The organism is Candidatus Zixiibacteriota bacterium, from assembly GCA_040753875.1.
In the GTDB taxonomy this organism is placed as follows: domain Bacteria; phylum Zixibacteria; class MSB-5A5; order GN15; family FEB-12; genus DATKJY01.
In genome coordinates, this window is sequence record JBFMDV010000005.1 from 103,302 (window position 1) to 129,912 (window position 26,611).

The window sequence follows — 26,611 nt, forward strand, 5'->3', positions numbered from 1 at the left end:
TCCTCAGTCAACTGCTATTTTGATCCGGTCGCCGATCTTAAGCTGGTGCGGGTCATCGAGGCTGTTCAGCGCCAGTATCTTGTCAATGGTGGTCCGGTACTTCTGGGCGATTCGCGTCAGCGTGTCGCCGTATTTCACCCGATACACCACGTATTCGCCTGAGGCCTGCTCGCCGGGAACGATCAGTTCCTGGCCGGCGTGAATCCGGCTCGAATTGCTCAGACCGTTCATCCGCCGGATCCATTCGACCGATGTACCGTACAGCCGCGCGATACCCCAGATGCTGTCGCCCGAGCGTACCGTATGGACGGACACTTTGGCGGCCGTACTTGCAGGAGCGGACGAGCGCGACTTCCCAGCGTCCGTCTTTGAAGTCGAAGTGGGCGGGGTGTTCATAGCGCTGGCCGGAATCTGGAGTTTCTGACCGATGCGCAGGCGGGCTCGCTTGTCCATGTTGTTGACCCGCCGGAGTTCGTCTACTGTCACGCCAAGACCACGGGCTATATCCCACATCGTGTCCCCTTCGCGGACAGTATACACACTCCCGGAAACGTCAGTGGGCTTGATCGCTCTCTTGACGCTTTTTTTCGCCGGCGACGGTGTACTCGTTGAGGCGTGGTCAGCCGGTATCGGAATGATCAGGTCTCGCCCGGCCTTTAGTTTCGTGCCCTTGGGCAGATTGTTCGCCTCAAGTATGGCGTACTGAGACACGCCGTATTTGCTCGCGATCGAGGCGATCGATTCGCGCTTACGAACTTTGTGATGTGCGAACGCCGCCTCCTTGGGAGACTCGAGCTGCTCGTACACGGCCCAGAAACTCTGCTTGAGCCCCTGCGGGATTTTCAGGGCGTAGTTCTTGTCGTTCGGCGGCGTGTAGATGCGAAGCAGTTCGGGATTCAGGGTTTTCAAGGTGTCCACGCTGCAGCCAACGCGCGAAGCCACGTCGCGCAGATCCAGGCACCTATCGATGACGACCTCATCCCAGTACACCGCCGGCTCGAACAACACGTCGCCAAAACCGAACTTGGCCGGTTCCTTGGCGATAATGGTAGCGGCATAGATCAGCGGCACATAGTCCATCGTCTGACGGCGGAGGCGGAGTTTCCAGAAATCATCGGTCCGCTGGCTTTTCATCGTCCGCTCGACCCGTCCCGGCCCGCCGTTATAGGCCGCCATCGCGAGGTCCCATTTGCCGAACTTGTCGTAGAGATCTTTGAGGAAACGGGCCGCCGCGCGAGTCGATTTCACCGGGTCCTTCCGTTCATCTATCCACCAATTTCGTTCCAGTCCATACAGTTTTCCGGTGCTCGCGATGAACTGCCAGAGACCGACCGCGCGGGCCCACGAATACGCGTGGGGGTTGTACCCCGATTCGACCAACGACAGATACACGAGATCCTGCGGCAGGCCGTACTCGGCGAGGACTTTGCTGAACAGGTGATTGTATTTCCTTGACCGACTCAGGTACCGACGGAACGCGTCGTTGGCAACCGTCTGGAAATACACGATCGAACTGCGCACCCTGTCATTCATCACCACCGGCAGGTCGTAGGAAGCCGGTCCCCCCTCACGCTTGAACACCACCATGGAATCGTGCTCGAGTTTCGACTCCAGGTCACCAAACCGCTCGATAATAGCCGATGGCGCCGCGTCTTCTCCAAGGCGGCCAAGTGACCGGAGAGCAACACGGTAATCGGCGACAATGTTGTCGAGCAGAGTATTATATTTCACCGCCTCGGGAGTGAGCGTGGAGTCGGTCTGGACATCGAGACCGGCGAGCACTTTCAATGCGCGTTCGAAATAATACTGCGCCTCCTCCCAACCTCCTTCGCGGTTGGCGATCCCCCCCATGGCATAATATTCTTCGGCCATGGCGAACATGCGCCAGAGGGAATCGTTGCCATTCGATTCGCTGTCGCTGGGCCATTCCGGATCCAGTATTAACTGCTCAAGAAGCTCGTCGTCCAGAATCGATTCCGAATCCGCCGGTAGAGCAGCAAATTTGTCAATGTCGGTATTAGAACCGTCTGAAGTGTCTGGCGCCAGGCTGTCGTGGTGATCGGCCCGATATTCGCCATCGAGCCCACTATTCTTCATCCCTTTAGAGCCGCCGCAACCGGCGAGAAGCAGCGCAACGCCAGCCAGAGACAAAAGGACCCATGTCGCAAATTCAAATCGTCTTTTCATACGCACAGTGCCGCCATTGAATCGGTCAATGGGGTTTTCTCCATTTATCGGTTATACGCGGCACAACCTTTATAGCGCCACGGCTAAGCCCTTGCTATATAACGGGTACTGTAAAATAGTGTCAAGTTTTTTCCCTTTCGGACCAGAGAGTGGTCAATCGTCCTGCAACGGCGTCCATCAGTAGCCCTGGTTCACCGAAATACAGGCAGCCTGTTTGTTTGCGGAACCAGGTCATCTGTCGTTTGGCATATCTCCGGGTATACTGCTTCATCAAACTCACTGCCTCGTCAATAGTGAGACGCCCATCGAGGAAATCCAGGAGTTCATCGTAACCGATAATATTGGACCGTCTGATTGCGTCCTTCATGCCTTGCAACACCAAACGCTCGAGTTCGTTCAATAGTCCCGACGCCATCATCTGGTCTACCCGCCGGTCTATGATGTCGTACAAGTGTTGGCGAGGGGGCAGCAGACAAAAATATTCGTAGGTATACTTTGGATGACGATGGTTCGACGAAGTTCGCAGTTGTGACTTGGTCAGTCCGGTGAGTTCGAAAATCTCCAGTGCCCGCAAGACACGAACAGTGTTGTTGGCGTGAACCAGTGCCGCTTCAAGTGGGTCGATCTGCCGCAGTCGGGCGTGCATCTTCTCCGCACCGACCCGAGCCAGATCTTTTTCCAATTGCTCGCGAACGGGCATGTCGTCTTGTTCAATTTCGATCACCCCTTCCGTGAGCGCTCGAAGGTACAGGCCGGTTCCGCCGACTACAATCGGCAAACGCTGTCGCGCGCGTATATCGCCGATCGCCGCTTCGGCATCGACTATGAACCTGTAGGCGTTGTACCGCTCTCCTGGCTCCACCAGATCAAGCAGGTGAAAACGGACGCGCAGCTGCTCTTCGATCGTAGGTTTGGCGGTGCCGATATCCAGGTGCTTGATTATCTGGCGTGAGTCGGCCGAGACGATCTCAAGCGGAAACTGGTTGGCCAAGACAACTGCGACGGCGGTCTTGCCGGACCCGGTAGGTCCGCAAATGATCGGTATGGGCGGGAAATCAGGCACGGCCAAACTGCCGGTCGAGTTCCGAGCGGGACAACTTGACGAAGGTCGGGCGGCCGTGTGGACACGAATATCTGTTCTCACACGTAAGCAACTGGTCAAGGAGCACCACGGCCTCCTGGTCACTCAGTCGGTCTCCGGCCATGACCGCAGCACGGCAGGCTATCGACTGGGCCATTCCCTTTTTCAGATCCTGCCCGGACCTTCGCATGGAGACCAGGTCATCAATCACCTTGAGTAGCATGCGCTCCGGGGACTTTCGCGACAAAACCGACGGGATAGCCTCGATCTGCACCATCCGACCGCCGAACTCCTCAACGGAGAAACCGGACCGGCTCAGCAGTTCTCGTACTTCGCCAAAGACCCCGAACTGTTCCGGATTCAATTCGAGCTGCACCGGCAACAACAGTTGCTGACCGACCATCGCCTGGCGATCGATCCTTCGCAGCGTATCCTCGTACAGAACCCGCTCGTGCGCCGTGTGCTGATCGACGATATAGAGGTCATCTCCGGCCTGCAGCAACAAATACAGATCGGCAAAACGCCCCACTAATCTGACACCGGCCGTGGGCCCGCTCGGTCTGGCAGCGTCCGGCGCGGGCGGCTTGGGCGTCGATTGCTCGATGATCTCTCCGGTATGCGTATCGACATGCACGATGGACGGCAGGCTAAGGCTCGTGGCTGTTGTCGGGCGGCGGAAAAGTTCGTTGAGCTGTTCCTGGCTTGAGATCGGGTGTGAGCCGATGCCCGGGATCACCGTCGGTCTGTTCTGCTCCAAGTGTCCGGACGGCGCATGCGAACGGGTTGCGAACATCGGGATGATCCCGTCCTGCGCCAGAGCCTTCTTAACACTCTCCATGATAGCGGCATAGAGTTCCCGCTCTCTGGCGAGCCGCACCTCGGTCTTAGCCGGATGGACATTAACATCGACCTCGGTTGGTTCGACTGACAGAAGCAGAGCGCCCACCGGGTAGAGGCCTCGCGGCAATAACTCGCCATAACCGGCACTGATGGCATGCGACAGAGTGGGGGATTGAATGAATCGACCGTTTATGAAGAGGTAGTGGCCCCAGCGATTGTTCGTCGCCGTGTCCGGCGTGCCCACAAACCCCGCGATTCTCACAGCCTCAGTCGCGCCGTCAACCTTGACGATCTTGCTCTTGAGACTTAACACACCAGACACGCGTGAAGCGAGATCTTGCGACGGAGGCAGGGCAAAAATAGTGCGGCCGTTCAGCGAATAGGAGAAGCCGATATCGGGCCGCCCGAGCGCGAGCGCGGTGGCTACGCGCGAGATATGGCGTGCCTCAGTGGTTTCCGCTTTGAGAAACTTGCGCCGCGCCGGCGTATTGTAGAAGATATTTTCGACTTCGACCGTAGTGCCGGGCGGGCAGGACACCGGCTGGTGCGACTCAAGCACGCCCCCTTCATAGACAATCTCCGCGGCCGACGATGCCTCGGGCGTCCGCGACACCATCCGCATGCGGCTGACAGAGGCAATCGATGGGAGCGCCTCGCCTCGGAAACCATACGACACGATCCGATCAAGATCGGAGAAGTTGGAGATTTTGGAGGTTGCATGCCGCGAAAAGGCGATTTCGATCTGGTCATCCGGAATCCCCCAGCCGTTATCGACGATCTTGATCAGCCGGGTGCCGGATTTGTCTATGATGATATCGATCCGCGTGGCGCCGGCATCGATCGCGTTTTCGACAAGCTCCTTGACCACCGCCGCCGGGCGTTCCACCACCTCACCGGCGGCGATCTTATTGATCAGGCGTTCCGGTAGCGGACGAATCGGTGTGCGGACCCGCTGGGCTCCAGTGCTGCTCACAAGAGACGCTCCTTCAATCGCCTGAGCAGGTCAAACGCCTGCACCGGGCTGAGTTGGTCAAGATCAAGTTCCGCGATATTTTTCTCCACCTCGCTCATGCGCGGCTCGAACAACGTTGTTTGGATCTTCTCCTTGTACAGCCCCTTCCCCAGCTCGCTCTGGGTGAACTTACCGGACTCCAGCAGCCTGAGAATCTGCTTCGCCCGATTGATCGCGGGACGCGGCAACCCCGCCAGCTTGGCGACTTCGATACCGTAAGAATCATCACACCCGCCCGGGATAATCTTGTGAAGAAATACCACCTTGTCTTCCCACTTCTTCACGCTGACCTGAAAGTTGTGGACTGTCGGATATATCTCCGCCAGGCCGGTCAGTTCGTGGTAATGCGTCGCAAACACGGTCCGGGCTTTGGCATGCTCGTTGAGATGTTCGACCACGGACCACGCCACCGAAAGACCGTCAAACGTGGACGTCCCCCGGCCAACTTCATCAAGCAGAATCAGCGAGTGCTCGGTGGCGTTATTGATGATGTTCGCCGTTTCCACCATCTCGACAAGAAAGGTGGATTGACCGCGGGCCAGATTGTCGAGTGCGCCGACGCGGGTGAAGACTCGATCGACCAGCCCGAGCTCCATGGTGTCGGCGGGAACGTAGGAGCCGATCTGCGCCAGAATCACGATCAACCCGATCTGTCTCAAATAGGTTGACTTCCCGGACATGTTCGGTCCGGTCAGGATGAGCATGCGGTTGGTGTCGGTGGCAAGGGCGATATCGTTCGCTACGAACGAGCCGGGTGGCAGCACCGCTTCGATAACCGGGTGTCGGCCGTTCACAATGGTAAGCCGCGTGTCATCGAACAACGTGGGACAGCAATACCCTCGATTGATCGCCAGTTCGGCCAGCGCGGAGACAAGATCTATCTCGGCCAAAAGCTCTGCCGTGAGGATCAGATCAACGATACCGCGATTCAGGAAGTCGATCAATTCCTGAAACAATTCCCCTTCCAGGCGGTTGATCTTCTCCTCGGCGGCCAGGATCAACTCTTCCTTCTCTTTGAGCTCCGGCGTGATATACCGTTCGGCGTTGACCAGTGTCTGTTTGCGGATGTACTCGTTGGGCACATTGCCGCTGTTGGTACGGGTGACCTCGATGTAATAGCCGAACACCTGATTGAACCCGACTTTCAGGGTTGCAATACCGGTCCGTTCTCGTTCTGACTTTTGCAGAGAACCGATATAGAGCCGCGCCTCTCGGATTGAGTCATTCAGCTGATCCAGCTTGTCGGAGAACCCCGGTCGGATCATGCCCCCTTTATTCACAGCCACCGGCGGATCATCGACGAGAGCGCGACCGATCCGTTCGATGACAGCTTCCAGATCCGGAAGCTTGCCACCGATATCGGCCAAATGCCGGCTGCGAGCATCGGCCAGAATCTGCTTGATCGTGCGTGCCGTCGTGAGCGCGTCGCGAACGGCAACCATCTGTCGGGGATTGAGCCGGCCGATGCCGAGTCGGCCGTTCAGTTTCTCCAGATCGGGAAGCTGTTTTGTCTTTTCTCTGATACTGCCGCAGAGATCGCGATTTTTGACCAGCTCCGTGACTCCGGACAGGCGGGTTTCGATACGTTGCCTGGTGCGGAAAGGCCGAAGCAGATTCTGTCGAAGGCGTCGCGCACCCGCTGCGGTGTGGCTGAAATTGACAACTGAAAGAAGCGTGTTACTGTCGCCGCCATCGGTCAGGTTTCTTACCAGTTCAAGATTGCGGACCGAACTGTAATCGAGCGTCATAAACTCGGCTTCCTCGAACCGGTTCAATCGCGTCAGGTGCCCCAGCTTCTCGCGGTGGTTTTCTTTGAGGTATCTGACGATCGCACCAGCTGCAGTCAGGGCGAGATGACAATGGTCCACACCAAAGGAATCGAGTGTCGCAGTCCCGAACTGATTATTCAGGTCCCGCCGCGCAGTCGCCAGATCGAAATTCCAATCCTCATACGTGGTCAGCATCGGCGAGTCTTTGGCCACGCCGATCATTGTTGCAACATGCTCACGACCCAATTCCGAGGGAAAGAGCAATTCCGATGGTTCCGCCACACGCAATCGCTCGACCATATCAGGCAGCGGTCCCTCATCGATCTGAAACGCGCCGGTACTCAAGTCCAGTGTGGCAATGCCGAGCTTTCTGTCCGTTGATGCAAACAGCGCCGCCAGACACAGCGGCTGAGAGGCTGGATCGGGAAGGTCGATCGTAGCCGTGCCGGGGGTCACGATCTCGACAATCTCCCGCTTGACGATCCCCTTGGCCGTTTTCGGGTCTTCAACCTGCTCGACCACCACAACTTTCTCCCCTTTGGCCAGAAGCCGGGCCAGATACCGATCGACGGCGTGATAGGGAACGCCCGCCAGCGGGATCCGCTCGGAATTGCCGTGCGCGCGGGACGTGAGAGCTATGCCAAGAATCGGCGCCGCCTTGACGGCGTCGTCGCCGAACATCTCATAAAAATCCCCCATGCGAAACAGGAGGATCTTGTCGGGGTGTTGTTGTTTGACGGCGTGGTACTGGCGCATCAAGGGAGTCAAGGAGTTCTGTTGGTCCCCCTGAGCGCTCATCGCGCCACCACCTGAAAGGTCTCATCGAAGGACTTCTCCAGTCTTTCTTTGAGCTGACCGGCGGACTCAAACGTTCCAAATCGGCCTACATAGACGATGTGATACGTCTTTCCCGAGATGGTCTTGACGACCACCGAAACCTGCTTATCGAACTCCTTGAGGCGGGCGGCAAAACTCTGCGCGTTGTCGGGCGACGAAAACACGCCTGCCTTGACACTGTAGTAGGTGCCGGTAACCACTTCGGCGCGGGTCTGATCACGCTGCGCGGGCGGGAGTTTGCCGATCTGTTCCTCCAACAGATCGATGCCGATAGCGTTGGGAAACTCGTCGCGGAGGAGATTGTAGTTCAGCACGGCCTCGTCAGTGCGCTTCTGCTCTGCCGCAACTGTTGCCAGGGCAAACAGCGCTAGAGGCACTCCGGGACCGGACCGCTCCTGAGACAGTTTCTTGAGCATATTCAGATTACCGATTGTCTTGTCGTTGGCCTGCATGATGCGCGCCTTATCGATGAGCCCCCATTGACGATCATCGCCGTCCTTATACGCCAGAAGATAGCGGTCGATCTCCTTAAGCGCCGCGTCGTAGTTCCGGCTCTGTTCGTCGACGGCAACAGCATAGCGGAGCAGCACGGCACGATATTTGCTGGCCGGAAACCGAGTAACATATTCGCCGACCACTCTGATGACCTGCTGCGGGTCCTGCTTGATAAAGTAGTACTGCGCCAGACCGAGGTAAATCTCTTCTTGATAGCGCGGGTTGGCCGAGGCATCCAGCGCCGCCTGCATCGTGCGGGCGGCGTCGGCACCGTTCTTTTCGAGCAGACTCTGGCAAAAAAGCAGATTGCCGTCCCGGGTGGCAGCGCTCGTCACGGCCGACAGTGAGTCGGCCGCTTCGGCCAGGTGCCCCCTCCTGATCAATGAATAGGGATCGTCCCCGAGGAGACTGGGAGTCGCCAGCGCGGCGAAAAGGCTCGCCCAAGCCAGCGCGCGTGCCACGATGATCACCCGCGTCGTCACCATATGCCAGGGTCAGCGACCGGGTGTGGTTACGGTCTGCGGTCGAGTGTGAGATGTGCCTTTGAGCTTCTCCCGGCGCCGGTCAAGGTTACGCCGCAACTCCATCAGCTTGGGATGATTCCCCTGCTCCAGATAGATGCGCACCAGGTCCAGCACCGCCACCGGGTCATCGGGCTGATCATCGAGGATTTGTTCGAGCGCCTCCCCGGCCGATTCCAGATCCCCTTTTTTCTGGTAAAACTCGGCCAGCGCGCGACGCGCTTCGAGGTTTTTCGGCGAGTGTTCGAGTATGGTCTGGCATATCTCCACAATATCCCCGAACCGCCCAAGGGCAAAGAGCGTATTCTTGAGTCGGTCGATAACCAGGTGCGCCTGTTCCGGCACGGCACTGATCAACTTCATCCAGAAATTGACCGCATCCTCAAATCGCTCTTCTTCGTAGTACGAATCACCCACGGCCAGGTAGGCGGTCACACAGGTCGGATCCAGGCCGATCGCTTCCCGGTACACGACACGGGATTTGTGATACTCCCGCTTCTTGAACAGCTGGTCAGCTTGCTGGCACTTGTACCGGGCCAACGGTTTCTTGGATTTGTTCGATTCGAGCTTCAGAAGTTGTGCCGCCGACTCGTACGCCTCCTCCCAGAGCTGCATTTTCTCTTCCATCTTCAACCGCTGTGTGAACGCCCAATGGTTGTCAGGGTCGAGCGATACCAGTTCTTTCAGCGCTGCCTGGGCTGTTTGCGTCTCGTTCAACGCGATATAATCCGACGCCAACTGCTGCAGGATGGATATTTTCTCGGTTTTGGAGAGCCCAAATCGGAGCGTGAGGTCCTTGTGTACCTGCAGGGCCCGGTCGGGACGGTTATGCTCCCGGAGGATCTGCCCTAATCGAAGGTACGCATCGATATTGCTCGTGTCCTCGGCCACCACCTGACGCAGCTTGGTGAAAGCCGCCTCATGTTTGCCGTCGAGCAAATTCCGCAACGACTCCAGGTACAGTGACTGATCCCGCGTTACCGACTTCTTGTAATACCGCTCGTACAGCAGATAGAAAGCGGTGGCGCCGGCGACCACGACGATAAGCAACAGCAGCGATTCGGCCACGATCATCACTCCATGAACGGTGACTTGGTTTCGACTATCCGGCTGTCCGCGCCGCGAAGCAACTCGACGGACTCTTCGATCGGGCGGTTCCGCAGAATGGCCACTTCACTCTCGAGCGCCCGGATCCGCTTGCGTGCGGCGTGACCGTCGACGGTCTGCTTGACGTACATGGTGATGAACAGCAGCAACGACAAGAGGACGCCGGCCACGAACGACCAGAATACGACCGTCACCAGCGGGACATCGACGTAATTCGGGAAAAACGGCTGCAAATAGACATCCACCTTCTGATCGGGGCCGAAATTATTATACGCGAAAGCCACCATCAGAATGATGATGACGACGATCAACACTGCACGTAAGACCCACATAGCGCCTCCTGTAAGCTGCCGTCAGGAACGTGCCGCCAGTATACGGCTGGAGTGGTCGGTGGTCAATCTCATTTGCGCCCGGGCCCTCAAGCTCACTCCGTCGGTTTTGGCCACGAGAGGGAATTCACGATTCCCAGGGCATCCTTCATGACATCATTATAGAAATCGTCTTCACACATAAGATGAAAGAGCAGGATCGTGTTACCTTTCTTGGTGGTAATAACAGCACCACCGTACGCTCCGGACTCGCGAACACCGCCGACATCGGAAGTCGAGGTCGAGATGTCTTTGACGTACTTGACAGTTCCCTCCCAGACGACCGCCGCTTCCCCTGCTACCTGGGTGAATTTCCTGTTGCGCGGAATGATATCATTCAAATTAAGGAATTCAAATTCTTTCAGGATTTCTTTCTTCTGCTTCGACTTACAGGTCTGACTCAGTAGTGAATCCAGCATGGCCGCAGCTCCCAGCGTGCTCGTGTCGGCAAACACCGCGATCCGCGGGATGACCGTATAATCGGGCGCGTTTTGGTATCGGGGTGGTATGCCGTAATTCCGTTGCACCAGTGCCAGCCGAAGGTTGTCCTCATCTTTGCTGATGATAGCCTTCCAGTTTTCGGACATTTTCAGTTCAAAACCGTATTTACTGTCCCGGTACACGCCCTCCTGGATGGTCCCGGCTGAGGGTTTCTTCCGAGCCGCATCAGCCGATGGCATCGCCGCGAGCACCGCAAGCAGCATCAATATAGATCGTCTCATCGTGTGTCTCTCCTCGTTTGGCGTATCCAGTACCGTAAGTTCATACCTTATACACGGATTCGTCAAGTGTTTATTCGGCTTTCACGGTCGGCGGACCCGAGTCCAATAGGGAGCGGCGGGCGAATAGCGCACGCTGACGGCGGCTACTCGAACCCGATCCGTTTGCGACTGATGGTGCCGAGGTAATCGGAGATCGTCGTGAACTCGAATTCGCTTAGCAACCGCTCCACTTTGCGGGCAAGTATGGCGGTGGAACCGTAAGTGCGAAAACGCTGCACCGGACTCAGTCCTTCAACCCGGGGCGGTTCCGGGTCCAGTTCCCATGGATGAATGTAGACCATGGCCGGCAGCTTCTGCTTGTTAAGATTGTGGATCATCCACCGGGAATACCAGTACGGTGAGTGCCGCAGGTATCCACCGCCGGCCAAGGGAAGATTGCGACCGAATATGCGGAAGGTCGAGTTGGGGATCTCCCAGAGTGTCAAACCGTCGTCAAAGGTCATCTTGAATGGCTCCCGAGGCCCGTGCGGCATGCCGTAGATATCATGCTTGATGGGGAAGATCGACGAGTCGTAGGCGAACCCCAACTCGGCGAGGACCTTGAACGCCCAAGCCGACTGCGGTCCCATCGACCAACTGGGTGCCCGGTACCCACGCGGGCGGAACCCTACGGCCCCGAATATCGCGTTGGCAGCCCGGTAGGTGTCCTGCCGGAATTCCTCCGGCGACAATTTGTCAACTCGGCAATGGCGATAGCTGTGGCAGGCAATTTCATGCCCGTGGTCGACGATCTCTTGTATCAGCTCCGGATGTTGCTCGGCCACATAGCCAAGCACGAACCAGGTAGCCTGCACCCGTTTGTGTTCAAACAGCGCCAGCAACCGGCGGCTGTTGCCGACTACCGTCGAAGGGAGCTCGGGCCACTGGTCGTATTCGTGGCGTCCGGAAAGTGCCTCCACAACAAACCATTCTTCGAGATCAACAGTAAGGAGATTCAGCATGACGATCACCTGGCCAGAACTGTTCGCGACCGACGGTGCGGATGATCAGGGAGTGACTTTCTTCTTCTCGTCAGGCGGAGCCGCCTTGCGAGATTCGGAACCGTTGTGATTCCTGGAGTTGTTCCTGACGCCGGACTTTCCGCCGCCCGGAGCCTTCTGCCCGTAATCATAACCATAGTACCCCTGATCGTAGTAGTACGGCAGGCTGTTCTCGGCGTTATTCAAGACGATTCCCAGCACCCGGTTGGTAGCAGCTCCCATGATCTCCTTGGCGCGGTGAACAACATCCCGCTGGGTGGAACCGGCCCGAACCACTATCAGAACACCATCCATTTCCGGAGCCAGCAGCATCGGGTCAGACACCGGAATAATGGGCGCGGAGTCAACGACAATGAGGTCGTAGTAGAACTTCATTTCTGCAATCAGGCGACCGATCGCCGGGGCGTCAAACACTTCGGCCGGATGCGCCACCACCTTGCCGGCCGTCACCAGGTCAAGCTTATCAAGGCTGGTCTTTTTGACCACACTCTTTCCTGCAGCCCCTTCAGCCAGGACATCAACCAGTCCCAACTCCCGCGGCATGACGAACAGCTTGTGGAGACTGGGTCGCCTAAGGTCGCTGTCGACCAGCAGCGTGCGCAGACCCTTTTTGGCTGCAGTAACCGCCAGAAACGCGCACACGGTCGATTTGCCTTCAGACAACATGGCCGAGGTTACCAGCACTGATTTCAATTCATGATCGTGCAAAGGATTCTGCAGCGTGTTCAGAAGCCGTCGAAATTCAGTCGCCAGAGCGCTTTCGAGACTGAAGAAATCGATGATAGAGATCGTATGATGGGCCATCAGCTCGACTTCTCCGAGATGGTACTGACCGTGGCACACAAGTGGCCGTAGAGTGCCTGGGCCTGCTCGAGGGCGGTCTGAAGGTTTGCAAGCGAAGGGTTGATATCGGCGGCTTGCTTATACTGCTCGACGCCCTTCTGCCAGGCGATCCGGCCCTGCTCGAGGTAGCATTGGGCGAGCTCCGCCTGAAGGTCCACATACGCCGGGTTCTTCCTGATCTCCTGGGTCAGAAATTCGATGCGGTCCGTCACGGCTTTTTCCGAAGCCCACTCCGGGAACAGGATCAACTTCATATGGAAGCCCGCGAATTCCTGTCGGTGGTGCTCCTTTTTCGTTTCTCTGATGGACTTGAATGTGTGCAACGCCCGATTGAGATCACCGTCTTTCAGCGCCGCCAGACCTTCGTCAAGCGATTGCCCCTGATAGGCGGTGTTGATGAGTGACGCTTTGTAGAAGCAGTCGGTCATACGTGCGATCCGGTCCTGGGTCTGTTCCCGATCGGGGAACGCCTGGGCGTTGAGCAACTGAGCCAGCCCGAGATTGAAATAGGCATCGGCATAATACAGATTGATGCTGATCGCCTCCTCGAATTCCATGATCGCCTTATGACAGGCGCCATCGGCCAGAAAAGACTCGCCGAGATTATTATGGTAGTCTGCATATCGCGGGCGTTTCGCCACCGCAGCCTGCGCCGCAAGTATCGCCGTACGGACATTCCCGAGAGCCAGCTCGGTGAGAGCCAGTTGATTGAGCGCCTGGTGATGGTTGGGGTCGATCGACGTCGCAGCCCGAAACAGCTCGCGTGCTTCTTGATAGAACCCCTTATAATAAAACGCCGTGCCGAGGTGATGCATCGTCTCGGCCTCGCCGGACTCCAGAACCCGCCGGTACGACTGCAGAAGTGTTTCGATCTCTTTTTTCTTTTCTTCGTGCGACGCCTTCACCAGCGACAGCACTTCCTGCGGTCGGATGTCATCCGGATGGGGACAATTGGTGGTTTCAGTGAGGATGCCGTCCACGAAAATGGTCGTGGCCACGAGCCCCAGGTTGGCATCATTGGCCGTCTGGATCAGGTATTCTTTGTCCTTCTCGCGAAGTTTACTGCTCAGTCGATAGGTTTCCATACTGCCATTCACTCATCGGCATCCCCGAGGATTTCCACACATTCGAGGCGTTTGAATCCGCGCTGCTCCTCTCAGCGGACGTTGACGGTCGTGCCGCGGTCGTTTTGACCAAGTCGGTCTATCAACAGGATGACCGTGGTGGTCGTGGTGGCCAGGGTCGCCAGCGTCTGCACGTCGAGCCGCAGCCCCAAAAACCCACCACGTTTGGCCGGCACGATAAACGCGTCCTCTTTACGCATGGTATAGCGGGCAGGTTTCCCTGATTTTGAATACTTCTCCAGATCGTACTGAAACGATTGGCTATAGAAGTTGTTGTCCTTCGTCAATACTCTTACGCGCTTCAAATCGGCATCGGCGCGTTCGCCACCCGCTGCGGCGATGACTTCGGCAATATCCATATTCTGCTGGAACTCGATCGGACCGGGACGATTCACCGCTCCGTAGACGAATACGACACTACGGCGTTCCTGGCTCTGGGCGAGGTCAGGCGACGTCAGCCCTCCTGGCGTCCGCGGTATCTCGATCGTGTCCTGGCGGCGGATCTTCGGCAGTTTCCCGACCTGGCCGGACGCGATCGCAGCGCTGACATTCACGACCTCGACTTTGCCCGCATCCTCGCCTCCCCTGATGATGGCAACTCGTGACAGGTCTCCGGTCTCCGAAGCCCCACCGGCTTCGTTGATGATCGTCCACAAGTCAGGTATTTCTTCAAAGGTCCGCTTGCCGGGAGTGCGGGCCTGCCCGGTGACGAAAACGTAGTTGTGGTTATACTCAGTGACTCGCACAACAGCCTGCGAGATATTGGAATTAAGACGGGAGATCTGCCGCACGATGTCGTTTTGCAACTCGACTGTCGTCTTGCCAGCGGCATCGATCTGTCCAATGATATCGAGTGTGATCTTGCCGTCCTGCCCCACGCGAACGGTCTTGTTAAGGCGATTGTCCTGCCAAAACGTTACTTCCAGAGCATCTTCGGCGCCGATCTTGTATTCGGCGGCCCGCAGCGACATGCCCAGGCACAGGGCCGCCGCGGTCACCAACAACACCGAACGCGCAAACTCCATGTACCTCATACGTATCCTCGTTTTCGAAAGTCTCCTCAATCGGCCGTCCATGCCCACACATTGGGCACGGCAATATAGCCCGTTTCGCTTCATCCTGTAAAGCTTAAAACAGACGTGCACCCGGTGGTTCCAGTTACCTCTCGGTCTGGAGAGCCTGGCTATAAAGGACGCAGGCGTTCCGGCCCATGTCCTTCGCCCGTAACAGAGCCATGTCGGCCATGAAAATGAGCTTCTCCGTATCGGAAGCGTGGTCAGGAAAGGTCGCTCCCCCTTGCGAAATAGTGAAGTTCATTTCGAGGTCCGCTTCGGGAACGATGAATCGCGAACCTGCGATCTTAATCTGGAGGCGCTGCATGAACCGCTCGCAAGTGGCGCCATCGGCTTCCGGCATGATCACACAGAACTCGTCGCCACCGTACCGGGCGATAATGTCGATCGCGCGGATCGACGTGCGTAGTATCTGACCCATCCGCCTAAGTACGGTGTCACCCGCCTGATGGCCAAATCGGTCGTTTATCCCTTTCAAGTCGTCCATATCGAAGATTATCAGCGCCAGCGACCGGTGATACCTTCGGGCGCGGTCGATCTCCTCGGACAATCGCTTGCAGAAATAGCGTTGATTCGCCAGTCCGGTCAGGTTGTCGGTGTACGACAGCGCTTCGACCTGCTCGAACTGTTCCGCGTTGTCGTACAACTCCTGGGTGGGGTGCTGCAGTGCCGCCAGCAGTCGTCCCAATTCGGCCGCAGGGCGCTCGCCGCTCAGCGCCAACAAGCCGGATCGGCGGGGCGATAATGGAAATCGCGTGAGAAACTTGATACCGGCTTCACGCATTTGCCGCGGCCACGGCGAGCTTTCGTGATCGGATATCAGCGTATCGATTTCGGCCACCCCCTCCTGTCCAATCCGGCTCAGCAATTCGCTGAACCAGCGCCGTTCAGGTGCGGCCATCTTTGCAGGAAGGCCGCTCGATATCAGTTGCACCGCAGACTGATCATCCTTCGGCTCGTAGCAATACACCAGGCGGCTCAAGCCGAGTTCCTGCTGCACGGATTCCATGAGCCTGGGGACCAGACTCTCGGAATTGCGATGTCGCACCAGGCGGAGAATCGACGTAGACATGCGCTTGCTATCGGCGGTGGGCACGGCAGTGCGCTGCACCTCATCGGTCATCTTCTGGAGGAGCTTCTCGTAGCGGGTCTCGTGCCACTTGATGTGATACGCCGCCGACAACGACTGCGCCAGCCCGGCCACCAGCAACGCGAATGTCGGCGTGATAGTGCCGAGCGAGTTCTTGACGAAATACACTCCATACAGGTTGTCCCGCCAGAAAATCGGAAAGAAGGTGTCCAGTTCGTATTCCTTCAGACGACTGGCCAGCAGGTCGGGGAGCTCTGCGCTGAGCGATGTTACTGAACGAGGGGCGAAGCTGTCACGCACACGCTCGACTATGGCCGGCGAAAATCGCATGCGGAAGTCGATCCGATTAAACCTCCGGATGCCGTGATAGTAGTTCAATTCAAGGAATCCGCGCTGCTTGCGAAGGAAGACTATGCGTTCGCATGCAAAGGTGGATTTCAGGAGTTCCGATACTTTGCCGGCAACCACCTGGATCGTACCTTCAACGCTGTTGGTACGCAAAAAATCGATGAATTGGGCGACATCCATCCGTTCGATAGCGGACTGTCGCTGTTTCTCGGCGCGGATTCGGGTGAAAAGCAGAAACGACAGCACCACCACCAGGATGCCCAGTAGGATGATAAGGGCCAATTGGGTGTCGAGTGCCAAGTCCATCAGAGTGATCACTCTCCGACTCTACAAGTAATATACCGGCTCGGTGCACGCTGTCAATCTAAAATTCGACAAGGACTTACACCCGGCGACGGGCATAGCGAAAACGGGAACGTTTGAGCAGCAACTTGTGCCGTCGCAAGACGCCAAAGATGCGCCACCAGCTCACCAGTGGCGCATTCGGCGCCCGATTCAGCTCACGACGAAGGTCGGCGATTGTGGCAAAGGGATCCTGCCGGACTAAGCGAAGAACGCGAGTATCCAGATCGGATGTGGCCGGTTCGGCCATATCGTCGAAAAAGGAGACGCTCGCCTCATGGTGCGGCAAGCTCGCCTGACTGAGCGTCTCAATAACGGTCAGCCGAGTTACTTCCCGGCTTTTTTTTTTGGTTCTTCGTGGGGAGCAGTGAAATCAAACGTCGTGCGCGCCTCATCCATGCTTGGGTAAGCATGCAGGACATTGTCGAATTCGAGCAGCTCGTATATCTCCCGCACGTTGGGGATCATACCTGCCAGCTTGATGTCACCGCCGCGAGACCGTACGTCCTTGATGTGTGAAATGAATATCCCCCATCCGGCCGAGGAGATATAGTCAACACCCGCCAGATCGAGAATGAGGCGATAGCGCCCCCGCTTGAGGAGCGAGTCTATGACTTCCTCAAGTTCCCCTGCCGTCAGCGTGTCGATGACGCCATCTACTCTGATCTCTGAGACAGCTCGTTCCGGTCCGCTCTCCGACAACGAAATGCTGATAGACTCCATCGCCCGCTATTCGCTTTCCGCCCGTAATTTCACCCGCCCAATCAACCACAACCCTGCCATGGCCGCAAGCAAAATCGTGTGGTGCAGGCTCGTGGATCAGGAGTGAGCAATGGAGGGGTAATGAGTCACTGGTCAGTCCGACTGGCGGACAGCCTGAGCCATAATGAACGTGATGTCATCGGCCTGTTTGACGAATCCGGAAAAGGAATCGAGCTCGTTCACCAGTTCCGCCGACAGCCACCCAAGGCTGGGCGGGTGCCCGTTGCGCAAGTGATCGGCCATGAAACGTGCCAGGCGGTCGAAGCCGTATTGATGATGTTCGTTGTCGGTGGCTTCGGTGACACCATCAGTGTAGATGAAGAACAGGTCGCCAGGTGCGAGATCAAGTGACAACTCTTCGAGTCCCTCGGAGAACCCCTTGCCCAAAGTAACATCAACGCCCAACGGCATGCCACCCGGATTGACCCGGATCAGTTCGCGGCTGGAAGCACGATAAAAAAGCATCGGCGTATGCCCCGCGGAGACAACATGGATGCGCCGGTGGCGGGCATCGTACAACACCATTAGGACCGTGATGAACATTCCAGGCGGGACGTTTTTCACGAGGTAATCATTGACCGACAGCATTGTCTGGCGGACCGACACGGCGTTTTTGGCCTGGATCTGAATGACCGTGCGGAGCATTGACATGACTAGCGAAGCCGGCACCCCTTTCCCGGAAACGTCTGCGACCACCAGACAGTATCGATCCTCGCCGATGGCGAACACGTCGTACAGGTCTCCGCCCACCATTGAGGCGGCGCGATAAAACGTCTCGATCTCCATGCCGGGGAGCTGTGGCAACTGCTGCGGGAGAAGTGTCTTCTGGATCTGTGAGGCGACCTCGATCTCTTTGGCCATCTTCTCCCGTTCGATAACATTGCGACGGTCCCGGCTCAGCCGGGTCATCATGTCGTTCAGAGCGCGACTGATCTCGAAGAACTCGTCGGCTCCCTCCAACGGCAGTTCGGTTTCAAGATCACCCGATGAGAACCGGCGCACGCGCTCGGTGATTTTGGCGATCGGCTTGACGAAGTAGTTAGAAAGCAGGTATATCCCGCAAATACCGATAAAGAGCAGCCCGGCGGTCACCACCAGCGTTTTGCGCCTGGCATCGGCAAGCAAGGTGTGCATCTGTTGTGACGAGTACGTGACATGAACGAGACCGAGCGTCCGTTCACCCGTCTTGATCGGCAGCGCGACATAGTTCATGCCCGCCCCGCCTGATTCGAAACGGACCGGTTCCCCGATCGCATCGGACGCCACTTCCGCCGGTACCCGATACGGTTTGCGGATATTGCGGATGTCCTCGGAATGCGCCATGATGAGTCCGGCGTTGTCCGTGAGGACGACCTGCCGGAGCATGGGGTTGGACCGTACGTAACTGACGATCAATTCGTCGAACTCGACATCGCTCCGCCGATTCAGAATGTACCCGGCCGCCTGATCCGCGATGGTTTTGCCGAGCGCCTCGACCGTCTGATCGAGATGAGCATACACTTCCCGGGTGGTGCGGCTGTCGACATAGTAAAAGGCCCCGGCCACGATCAGGCTGACGATGAAGAAGGTCCAGAACGAGAACTTGACCCGAAGCGTGAACAGGCGCCGGAGAAGCGGCGGCGCCGACGTAAACGGCTTCTCGATCCGTTTGATCATGCGCAGCTCGTTGTAGCCGCCCGATGAGATATACTCCACGGAATCCATGATCTTCTGGATCATGTAAAAGCCGAGCCCGCCTTTGCGCCCGGACTCGACCAGCTTGGCGAGGTCGACCCGCCCGCCTCCCTGCGGTTCAAACGATCGGCCGGAATCTATCAGCGAAAACGCGATGAGCCGTTTGTAAATGACGATCCGAAAACGCAGCAGCCCCTTTTCGTACAGGTAGGCGTGGCGAATGATATTGGTCGCCCCTTCCTCGAGTGCGAGCAGGACTGATGCCGTATCCTTCTGCGGCATGTTGGCCGCTGTGCAGCTTTCTTTCGCCAGCCGGCGTATCCCCTCCAGATATCTCTCTTCAGCTGGGAATTCGGCGTCGATCTCTTTGATGGGGCGGTTGAACATACCGGTGAAGGTATCCGAGATTGCCTCAGCTATCGACTAAAAACCGGCCGTATCGATCTTTTAGTCGGGTTTCTCTGCTTTCAAGCGGAGTCTGGCTTGTTCGAGGTTATCCCTGGCGTTGGCGTTGTCAGGATACGCTTCGAGCACCTTCTCCCACGCCTCGATTGCCTGTTCGTAGTCTCTGTTGCGCATGTGGCGCAAACCATCGAGGTAGAGCGGCCATATCTGTTTGTCGCGCTGGAGATCCTCGAGCGTCGAGGCCTGCCGGGGCTGAGTCGTGAGTTTGTGCATGTACTCCAAAGCCAGCGGCTCTTCGGGATTAGCCTTGAGCACCGCCTGGAACTGCCTCGTAGCATCATTGAAGCGTCCCTTGTTGTACAGGGCGATTCCCAGGTTGAGCTGCTGGGCAACGTCGAGGCTCGAAAGCGCTTTGGCGCGGGCCTGACGCACCTCAGCATTGGTGGAATCAAGCTCAAGCACGCGAGAGTAGGCGGTGATGGCATCGAGGGTCCTTCCCTGCTCGGATGCTGTCCGCGCCGACTGCAGTGTACGCTCGATTTCGTCGCTCCGTGCGGCTTGAATCTGCTCCTGAAGGACACTTGCCTCGGCGTTGTTGGGATCGATGTCGAATATCAAGGCCAGCAGGTCGCTGGCCGCGGAATAGTATTTCTTGTCATAAAATGCTTTGGCCTGATCGAAATAAGCGGCGATCGATCTCTCCATTTCCGACCGCGCCTGCTGGATCCGCTGCTCTTCCTCGCGCTGCACCCGGAGAGCATTGTCGACCGCGGCCACCGTACCGATCACTTCCTGGTTGTTTTCGTCGAACGCCAGAGCGCGCTGAAAATTGGCCAGCGCCGAATCGAGCCGGAACTGGCGGTAGAATTCATCCCCTTTTCTCTTATAAAACTCAAACTGTCGTTTCCGCTCGTCCTCAAGCAGTCGCGTGCCGCGCTGCGCCTCTTCGGCCGCCCGCCGGGCCTCCTGCTGAGTCATGGACTCCCCGATCAAGAAGGAGAGAGTGAAACGGTGGCTGTCCTGCAGGTACTTGATCAGCTTGTAGGCGTAATCGATTTTCACATGCCCTTTGGCCAATCCGGCGCCGAAGGAGAGATTGTCCCTGTCGTAGCCACAGCGCAACGCATAGTTCTCGTAGAATAGTAACTCACCACCGGCGTGTATTTTGGTCGAGCGATGTTCAACCATTTCCAGATCACAAGTCGCCGTCAATTTCATGGTCCTCGACAGCCCCACGGAGTGCAGCGAGGCGCCGCCCACAACCGATAGCGGCACATCTTCAGTCGCCGAATCCAGCATAAGGCGTGGCGGGACCAGATCGTGCATGGCAAGCCCAAACGAGAGGTGATGATGCGGTGCGATCTTGAAACCAAGATCGCCGCCGATGCCGTAGTCGGAAAACTCACCCAACGACTGATTGACTATTTTCAGGCTCAAACCGACCGAGATGTTCTGTTCGAGCCGGCGACCGTACGACAGCAGGAACTGCCAGGTGGCATAGTCGAAACGGCCCAGATCGACATAGTTCCGACGGCGAATCAGATCTCCGGTCCCCGCCCGCATGAAGCCAACGCCGAATCCGGTCCGCTGCGTGACCGGGTAGACCCAGGAGACGGCATCGAAAATGGTCCCCTCAAAAAGTGTCGCATGCATGAGAGAAACCTGCTGGAAATCGACATCCGGCAATGCCGATGGATTGTAGTAGACAGCCGAGGCGTCGTTGGCCAGCGACGTATAGCCGCCTCCCATTCCAAGCGCCCGCGAGCCGACGCCAAGCGAGAAAATGCTCTCACGTCCGGCATCATCAGCCATCGCGACAACCGGGACAGCAGAAAGGGCGCACAGCATCAGTAGCCGGTAGCAGTGATTCATTTGACTACCGCCAGTTTAAGCCTGCTTTCGACGCCGCTTCGAAGCGCCGTCAACGAGACGATATAGACACCGTTCAACACCGCATGTCCGCTTCCATTTCGACCATCCCATTCAATGACGTGCGTGCCCACACCTGAAGCGCCATTTCCTTCGGGAATGGTGATCTCATATACCTGTTCCCCCTGGAGACTGAAAACGCGTAGCAAGACACCGGTCGGATCGGTGAGCACATAGCTGAATCGCGCCGGGCCTTCCCGCGGACGGTACGGGTTGTCCTGGACAACGAATGAACTGGCAAAGTCCGCCACAGCCGTTGCAAACTGTGCACTTACCAGATCGGGGCCACCGGCAGCTCCCACCACTTTCACCGCGCTGTCCGCACGCGGCCCCTCGACAAAGCGTATGTCCACCGCTCCGGTATCGAGACGCAGACCGAACCCCCTTGGCGCGAGGGCCAGAATGAACGCGCGCAGATCGAGGGTTGATGTTTGTTGTTCTGGAATAATGAAGTCGGTGAACGTGAACGTGAGCAGACTATCTTGTGCCGAAGCTGAGGCCACCTTGGTGCCATTGGCGAACAAACCGGACAGCGTAGGGTTTACGATCTGTCCGACTTCGACCGGACGCCCCTCGATATCGCTCATGCGAAAGGTAAGCTCATGCACGCGCACCGCCGTGGCCGACGATTGTCCCCGGTTGGCCAGATGCAATCTGAGCAGGCGCGTCTCGGCACCTACTATGACGGTTCCCGGCGCTTGGTCCGAGACGGTCAACAGGAGGTCCCCCTGGGTACTGACCACCATCACCGGCAAATTAAACACTGGACCCTGAAGAGGCGCGGGCTGCAATGTATTCGAATCAAGCGGCTGCTCGATTACGGTGAAATTGATGGTGGTGGATAGATCCTGAAACGGCGCGTGAAAAATGAAACCAACCGGCTGACGTGCGTCAATCGAGCCTTCCAGCGAATCCGGGGACCCGAGGTCTGCGCCTCCGGTGGTGAGTCGGTACCGCCCCGGGCTGATACCGGAACGGCCAAAATTGGACAGCGTCACCGTAAGAGAAAAGGTCTCGCCATACGTGAAATACCCGGCGCTGCCGCCGACCACCGTATAGGTCAGCGCCAGCGAAGCTGGTCGCTCGACCGTCATCAACGCCACGTTGTCGACCGGGGGCAGTTGGCTGACATCAGGAGAGACTATATCGACACGGAATATTTCCGCCGGATCCTCGGTTTGGGCTGCAGTCACCGAGAACAACAGTTCCACCGTGTCATTGGCCGGGACGGAGGGAACTGTCAATAGCGGCGTGAAAGTCGAGGCGCCGGTCGTGGCAAGCCGAAGGTCAACGCTGTCCGAGGGAGCGGCAGTCAGGTTGGCGAGCAGGCAACTGATCTGAAAATGCTGCCCCGTGTTTACTTTGGGGACGTTCGGAGCCAGGGACGAGACCTGGAGAATCTGCACGACCGGTAGTTCACCGACCGGCACCAACTGATTGTTGAAGGTCGTGAGGAAATTGAGATAGCTCGGCGACGCCGACCGGCGATAGTTGAACGTCAGAAGTACGGCTAGGTTCTGGCCCAACAGCGATGGCGGGATAAACACCGGCGCTGTCTGCACATGGTTCACTCCGGCCACCAACTGGGTGAAGGCGGCGCTCATGCTGACCGACGAACTGAATCCGCTGGTTGTCAGCGTGAACACGGATGATCCGGGCTGGATCTCGACCGGTACCGTTCCGGAGAAGACAAGGTCGAAACTGAATACGGCTTCAGCACCTGCGGCCACCTGAGACGGTGCCAGGGTGCCGGTTACGTAGGCCAGAGGGTTACGGCGCAACAGAAATAGCGAGTCCTGCAAAATGGTGGTCACTGACAGAACGCTGCCGCCGGAAAGAACCCGATGGCTCAGGCGGATAGCGTAGGACTGCGAGACGAGCGCCAGCGCGGAATCTATGCGACCGACCAGAGCACCGTACGCAATGACACCGTTGTTGAACGATGACGCCGATGCAGGTCCTTGACGGATGGTCGCCACCGGGAGCGTAGTTGCAGGATCAACGAGTTCCACTATCGTTGAGCTGCTGTCGATTGGCCCGTCGAAATTCGGCGCGGCAATGTCGTAGGACAGCGGGAAATCGACCCCGGCATACACGGAATCCGGTTGGAACGTACCGGCCACTGGGGCAAGGGTGACCGATGTCAGGATTGTGACCGGCAATAACTTTTCGTCGATTGTGGTCTCGGAGGCGCCATTGACCGGGAACACTGCTTCCGCCTGCAAGACCAATGTGTCGGGGCCGGGCGTGAGTCCGGCAGTGGGCAAGGTGACGGTTATGGTATCCAGTTCACCCAAAGACGCAGGTGTGAATTGCGCCGTGGACTGGGTAGCGGAAGAACGGAAAGAAGCTCGGATCGTGGCCGGAGAGTTCGGTATCAGGTTCCCCTTGTTCTGGACTACCACACGAACGCTGGTCGGATTACCGGTGAAAATTTGACTAATTGGCGCACCAACATGATCGAGTCCGGCGAGAATATCATAGCCGCTAACGGTCACTGTCACGCTCGACGAACGAATCGTACCGTTCGTGGCATAAATGGCGACCTGCCCTGTCCTTCCCCAAAACCTGACGGAAGCAGGCAGAAAATCAATGATGCCGCTGTCAATAAGTGCGGGATTACTGAGTGTGTCGGGATCTAATTGTCCTCGGTCCGGCACCAGCCAGATCGGCTGGGCGGCAAGGTCGTAATCTGTTTGGAGGTTGTTGGCAGAATCGAGGAGGATTATTTCGGCGCCGGTCCGAAACGGTGCGCCTACGATTTGATTCGGCGAGATGTTGAGGATGATCTTCGCCAACTCACCGGCAGCCGGCGTGGCAGTTACTCCAGCCTCAACCGAATCAATCCCAAACGGGCTGTTTGCGCCCAACCAAAGGAATCCGACAAGGGCAGCTACAACAGTCTTCACTTAATTCCATTCAAACCTGCGGTGCATTCTCGTTGTGCAAGTGTTATACAAACAGCAAAGCTTGTGCCTTTGCAGAACTTGCACAGTGAGGTTTTTCGGCCCTTTGGAAATTGAACCTCACCTACTGCCAACTACTATTTATCATTATGAATGACAATACGTTAGACGGACAGAAACGGCCATTTCGTGAAGGACCTGCGGATAAACGGTCCGAAGTCCTGGCGCTGGAAGTTCCCCCATATCCTGACGTGCACGAGCTTGCACATTTTCAGGAACTGATTGCAGCTCGTTGAGTTCTATCCGCGTACGCCGTGTGTGAGATTTTCGGCAGCGGTAACCGTATTGGCCATGAGCATGGCGATAGTCATCGGTCCTACGCCACCTGGGACCGGCGTTATGTAGGAGGCCTTTGCTACGCAGGTACCAAAATCCACATCGCCGACCAGACGGTACCCTTTGGCCGAGGTCGCATCGTCGACCCGGTTGACACCCACATCGATCACCACTGCTCCTGGTTTGATCATGTCACCGGTAATTGTCCGCGGTTTTCCGATCGCAGCGATCAGAATGTCGGCGCGACGAGTAATGCCCGGGAGATCCCTGGAATGCGAGTGAGCGATGGTGACCGTCGCATTGGCCATCTTCCCTTTCTGCATCAAGAGCGCGGCCACCGGTTTACCGACGATATTCGAGCGGCCCACGACCACTACTTCACGACCGGATGGATCGATCTGATAATGTTCGAGCAACTTGATGATGCCGTGCGGCGTGCACGGCAAAAGCGTTCCACGACCGAGCAGCATCAGCCCAACGTTATACGGGTGGAAACCATCGACGTCCTTGGACGGATCTACGGCTAACGTTACAGTCAGTTCATCGAGGTGACCGGGCAGCGGTGACTGAACGAGAATGCCGTGGATCTCGGGACGGGCGTTCAGTTGCTTCACAATCCCGAAAAGCTCCTCCGGTGTCAGCGTCGCCGGCCGCCGGATCACTTCGGAATAGAGTCCTAGTTCCTGACATGCCTTGGCTTTGGCGTTGACATAAGTTTTGGAGGCAGGGTTGTCGCCCACCAGCACGGCAGCCAGGCCCGGCGTCACGCCGGACGCGGCAAGTGCCGCGATTCGCCCGTTCAGCTTTTTGCGGATTATATCGGCTACCAGCTTCCCGTCGATTATGACGCCGTCCACAGGTACACCCGACTCAATCTTCCACCTGAATGGCGTTGGCACCGACCTTGGCAATATCGAAAGCTACCATGAAGCGTTCAATATGCGTGGCTCTGCCTGACTCCGGCTCCACCTTAACGATCACGCCGGACAGCTTGACGTCCCCACTTGCAGTGGTGAACCGCTTGGGCATGCCGGTCAGAAACCGTCCCAGCGACGGTCCCTTTTCCATGCCGATGATAGAATCGTGCGGGCCGGTCATGCCGGCATCGGTAAGGTACGCGGTTCCCTTTTCGGAGATCTGCTCGTCGGCCGTCTGCACGTGTGTATGAGTTCCAATCACGGCTGACACGCGACCATCAAGATAATACGCCATCGCTTGCTTCTCAGACGTGGCCTCAGCGTGAAAATCAACGAAAATGATATTCGTGCTGTTGGTCAACTGGGCAACCTCGCGCCGGGCGACCCGAAACGGGCAATCGGTGTCGCTCATGTAGGTCCGGCCCATCAGATTCACGACGCCGACCTTGAATTCACCGCACGTGTCGAGATAGACGCCGGCACCGGGCACGCCGTATGGATAATTGGCCGGACGCAACAGTTTTGGGCGGGCCTCCAGATATTCGATAATGTCCACCCGGTCCCAGATGTGGTTGCCTGAGGTCTGTAGGTCAACGCCGTAGCTGAAGATTTTGCGAGACATCTCGGGTGTTACGCCAAACCCGCCGGCGGCGTTCTCGACATTGGCTATGACATAATTCGCAGCATACTGTTCTTTGAGCGATTTGCACAGATGAGCGACTGCCTGCCGACCCGGGCGACCGCAAATATCGGCGATGAACATAATGGTGAACTCGGACATGAGGAAACTTTCTAAGGCGGACTCGCGCGTACCGGGTCATCGCCGCCTGAATTGACCGGCACTATTCTCGAAAAAAACGCGTCGTGCGGAGTGTACGAAAAC

At 57.3% G+C, this 26,611-nt stretch carries 20 protein-coding genes; all 20 read right to left on the reverse strand.

Going from position 1 to position 26,611, the window contains the following annotated elements; genetic code table 11:
• Window positions 1-3: 3 nt before the first annotated feature.
• A complete protein-coding gene (locus tag AB1644_01965) occupies window positions 4-2,187 on the reverse strand; it encodes a LysM peptidoglycan-binding domain-containing protein (GenBank protein MEW6049816.1) in 2,184 nt (727 codons plus the stop codon).
• Between the two features lie 121 nt (window positions 2,188-2,308).
• Entirely contained in the window at window positions 2,309-3,250 is a 942-nt protein-coding gene (gene miaA / locus AB1644_01970; protein MEW6049817.1) for a tRNA (adenosine(37)-N6)-dimethylallyltransferase MiaA, read from the reverse strand.
• Window positions 3,243-5,081, reverse strand: coding sequence for a DNA mismatch repair endonuclease MutL (mutL, locus tag AB1644_01975; protein ID MEW6049818.1), 1,839 nt, complete (start codon window positions 5,079-5,081; stop codon window positions 3,243-3,245). Before mutL ends, miaA begins: the two co-directional genes overlap by 8 nt.
• Window positions 5,078-7,687 (reverse strand): DNA mismatch repair protein MutS, encoded by a 2,610-nt coding sequence (mutS, locus tag AB1644_01980; protein MEW6049819.1) that lies wholly within the window; start codon window positions 7,685-7,687, stop codon window positions 5,078-5,080. The genes mutL and mutS overlap by 4 nt, the downstream gene beginning before the upstream one ends.
• Entirely contained in the window at window positions 7,684-8,706 is a 1,023-nt protein-coding gene (locus tag AB1644_01985) for an SPOR domain-containing protein (protein MEW6049820.1), read from the reverse strand. Before AB1644_01985 ends, mutS begins: the two co-directional genes overlap by 4 nt.
• Window positions 8,707-8,715: 9 nt before the next feature.
• On the reverse strand, window positions 8,716-9,810 hold the full coding sequence (locus AB1644_01990; GenBank protein ID MEW6049821.1) for a tetratricopeptide repeat protein: 1,095 nt from the start codon (window positions 9,808-9,810) through the stop codon (window positions 8,716-8,718).
• 5 nt (window positions 9,811-9,815) lie between these two features.
• Window positions 9,816-10,181 carry a LapA family protein gene (locus AB1644_01995; protein ID MEW6049822.1) on the reverse strand — a complete coding sequence of 122 codons (366 nt, stop codon included), beginning with the start codon at window positions 10,179-10,181 and terminating at the stop codon, window positions 9,816-9,818.
• Between the two features lie 92 nt (window positions 10,182-10,273).
• Window positions 10,274-10,939, reverse strand: a complete 666-nt coding sequence (locus tag AB1644_02000) for a hypothetical protein (protein MEW6049823.1) — start codon at window positions 10,937-10,939, stop codon at window positions 10,274-10,276.
• A 143-nt stretch (window positions 10,940-11,082) separates the two neighbouring features.
• Window positions 11,083-11,940, reverse strand: a complete 858-nt coding sequence (locus tag AB1644_02005; GenBank protein MEW6049824.1) for an XrtA system polysaccharide deacetylase — start codon at window positions 11,938-11,940, stop codon at window positions 11,083-11,085.
• 45 nt (window positions 11,941-11,985) lie between these two features.
• Entirely contained in the window at window positions 11,986-12,783 is a 798-nt protein-coding gene (locus AB1644_02010) for a CpsD/CapB family tyrosine-protein kinase (protein MEW6049825.1), read from the reverse strand.
• Window positions 12,783-13,907: a tetratricopeptide repeat protein gene (locus tag AB1644_02015; GenBank protein ID MEW6049826.1), complete on the reverse strand. Its 1,125-nt coding sequence runs from the start codon at window positions 13,905-13,907 to the stop codon at window positions 12,783-12,785. The genes AB1644_02010 and AB1644_02015 overlap by 1 nt, the downstream gene beginning before the upstream one ends.
• Before the next feature lie 71 nt (window positions 13,908-13,978).
• Window positions 13,979-14,980, reverse strand: coding sequence for a polysaccharide biosynthesis/export family protein (locus tag AB1644_02020; GenBank protein ID MEW6049827.1), 1,002 nt, complete (start codon window positions 14,978-14,980; stop codon window positions 13,979-13,981).
• 124 nt (window positions 14,981-15,104) lie between these two features.
• Window positions 15,105-16,763, reverse strand: coding sequence for a GGDEF domain-containing protein (locus tag AB1644_02025; protein MEW6049828.1), 1,659 nt, complete (start codon window positions 16,761-16,763; stop codon window positions 15,105-15,107).
• A gap of 76 nt (window positions 16,764-16,839) precedes the next feature.
• Window positions 16,840-17,088, reverse strand: a complete 249-nt coding sequence (locus tag AB1644_02030) for a hypothetical protein (GenBank protein MEW6049829.1) — start codon at window positions 17,086-17,088, stop codon at window positions 16,840-16,842.
• A 38-nt stretch (window positions 17,089-17,126) separates the two neighbouring features.
• Window positions 17,127-17,522 carry an STAS domain-containing protein gene (locus AB1644_02035; protein ID MEW6049830.1) on the reverse strand — a complete coding sequence of 132 codons (396 nt, stop codon included), beginning with the start codon at window positions 17,520-17,522 and terminating at the stop codon, window positions 17,127-17,129.
• A gap of 132 nt (window positions 17,523-17,654) precedes the next feature.
• The gene (locus AB1644_02040; GenBank protein ID MEW6049831.1) at window positions 17,655-19,622 is read right to left on the reverse strand and encodes a SpoIIE family protein phosphatase; all 1,968 of its coding nucleotides are present in this window, start codon (window positions 19,620-19,622) and stop codon (window positions 17,655-17,657) included.
• A gap of 60 nt (window positions 19,623-19,682) precedes the next feature.
• The gene (locus AB1644_02045) at window positions 19,683-21,512 is read right to left on the reverse strand and encodes a PorV/PorQ family protein (protein MEW6049832.1); all 1,830 of its coding nucleotides are present in this window, start codon (window positions 21,510-21,512) and stop codon (window positions 19,683-19,685) included.
• A complete protein-coding gene (locus tag AB1644_02050; protein ID MEW6049833.1) occupies window positions 21,509-24,478 on the reverse strand; it encodes a hypothetical protein in 2,970 nt (989 codons plus the stop codon). The genes AB1644_02045 and AB1644_02050 overlap by 4 nt, the downstream gene beginning before the upstream one ends.
• 296 nt (window positions 24,479-24,774) lie before the next feature.
• Entirely contained in the window at window positions 24,775-25,668 is an 894-nt protein-coding gene (locus AB1644_02055) for a bifunctional 5,10-methylenetetrahydrofolate dehydrogenase/5,10-methenyltetrahydrofolate cyclohydrolase (protein ID MEW6049834.1), read from the reverse strand.
• A 13-nt stretch (window positions 25,669-25,681) separates the two neighbouring features.
• Window positions 25,682-26,509, reverse strand: coding sequence for a TIGR00282 family metallophosphoesterase (locus AB1644_02060; GenBank protein MEW6049835.1), 828 nt, complete (start codon window positions 26,507-26,509; stop codon window positions 25,682-25,684).
• Window positions 26,510-26,611 lie beyond the last annotated feature (102 nt).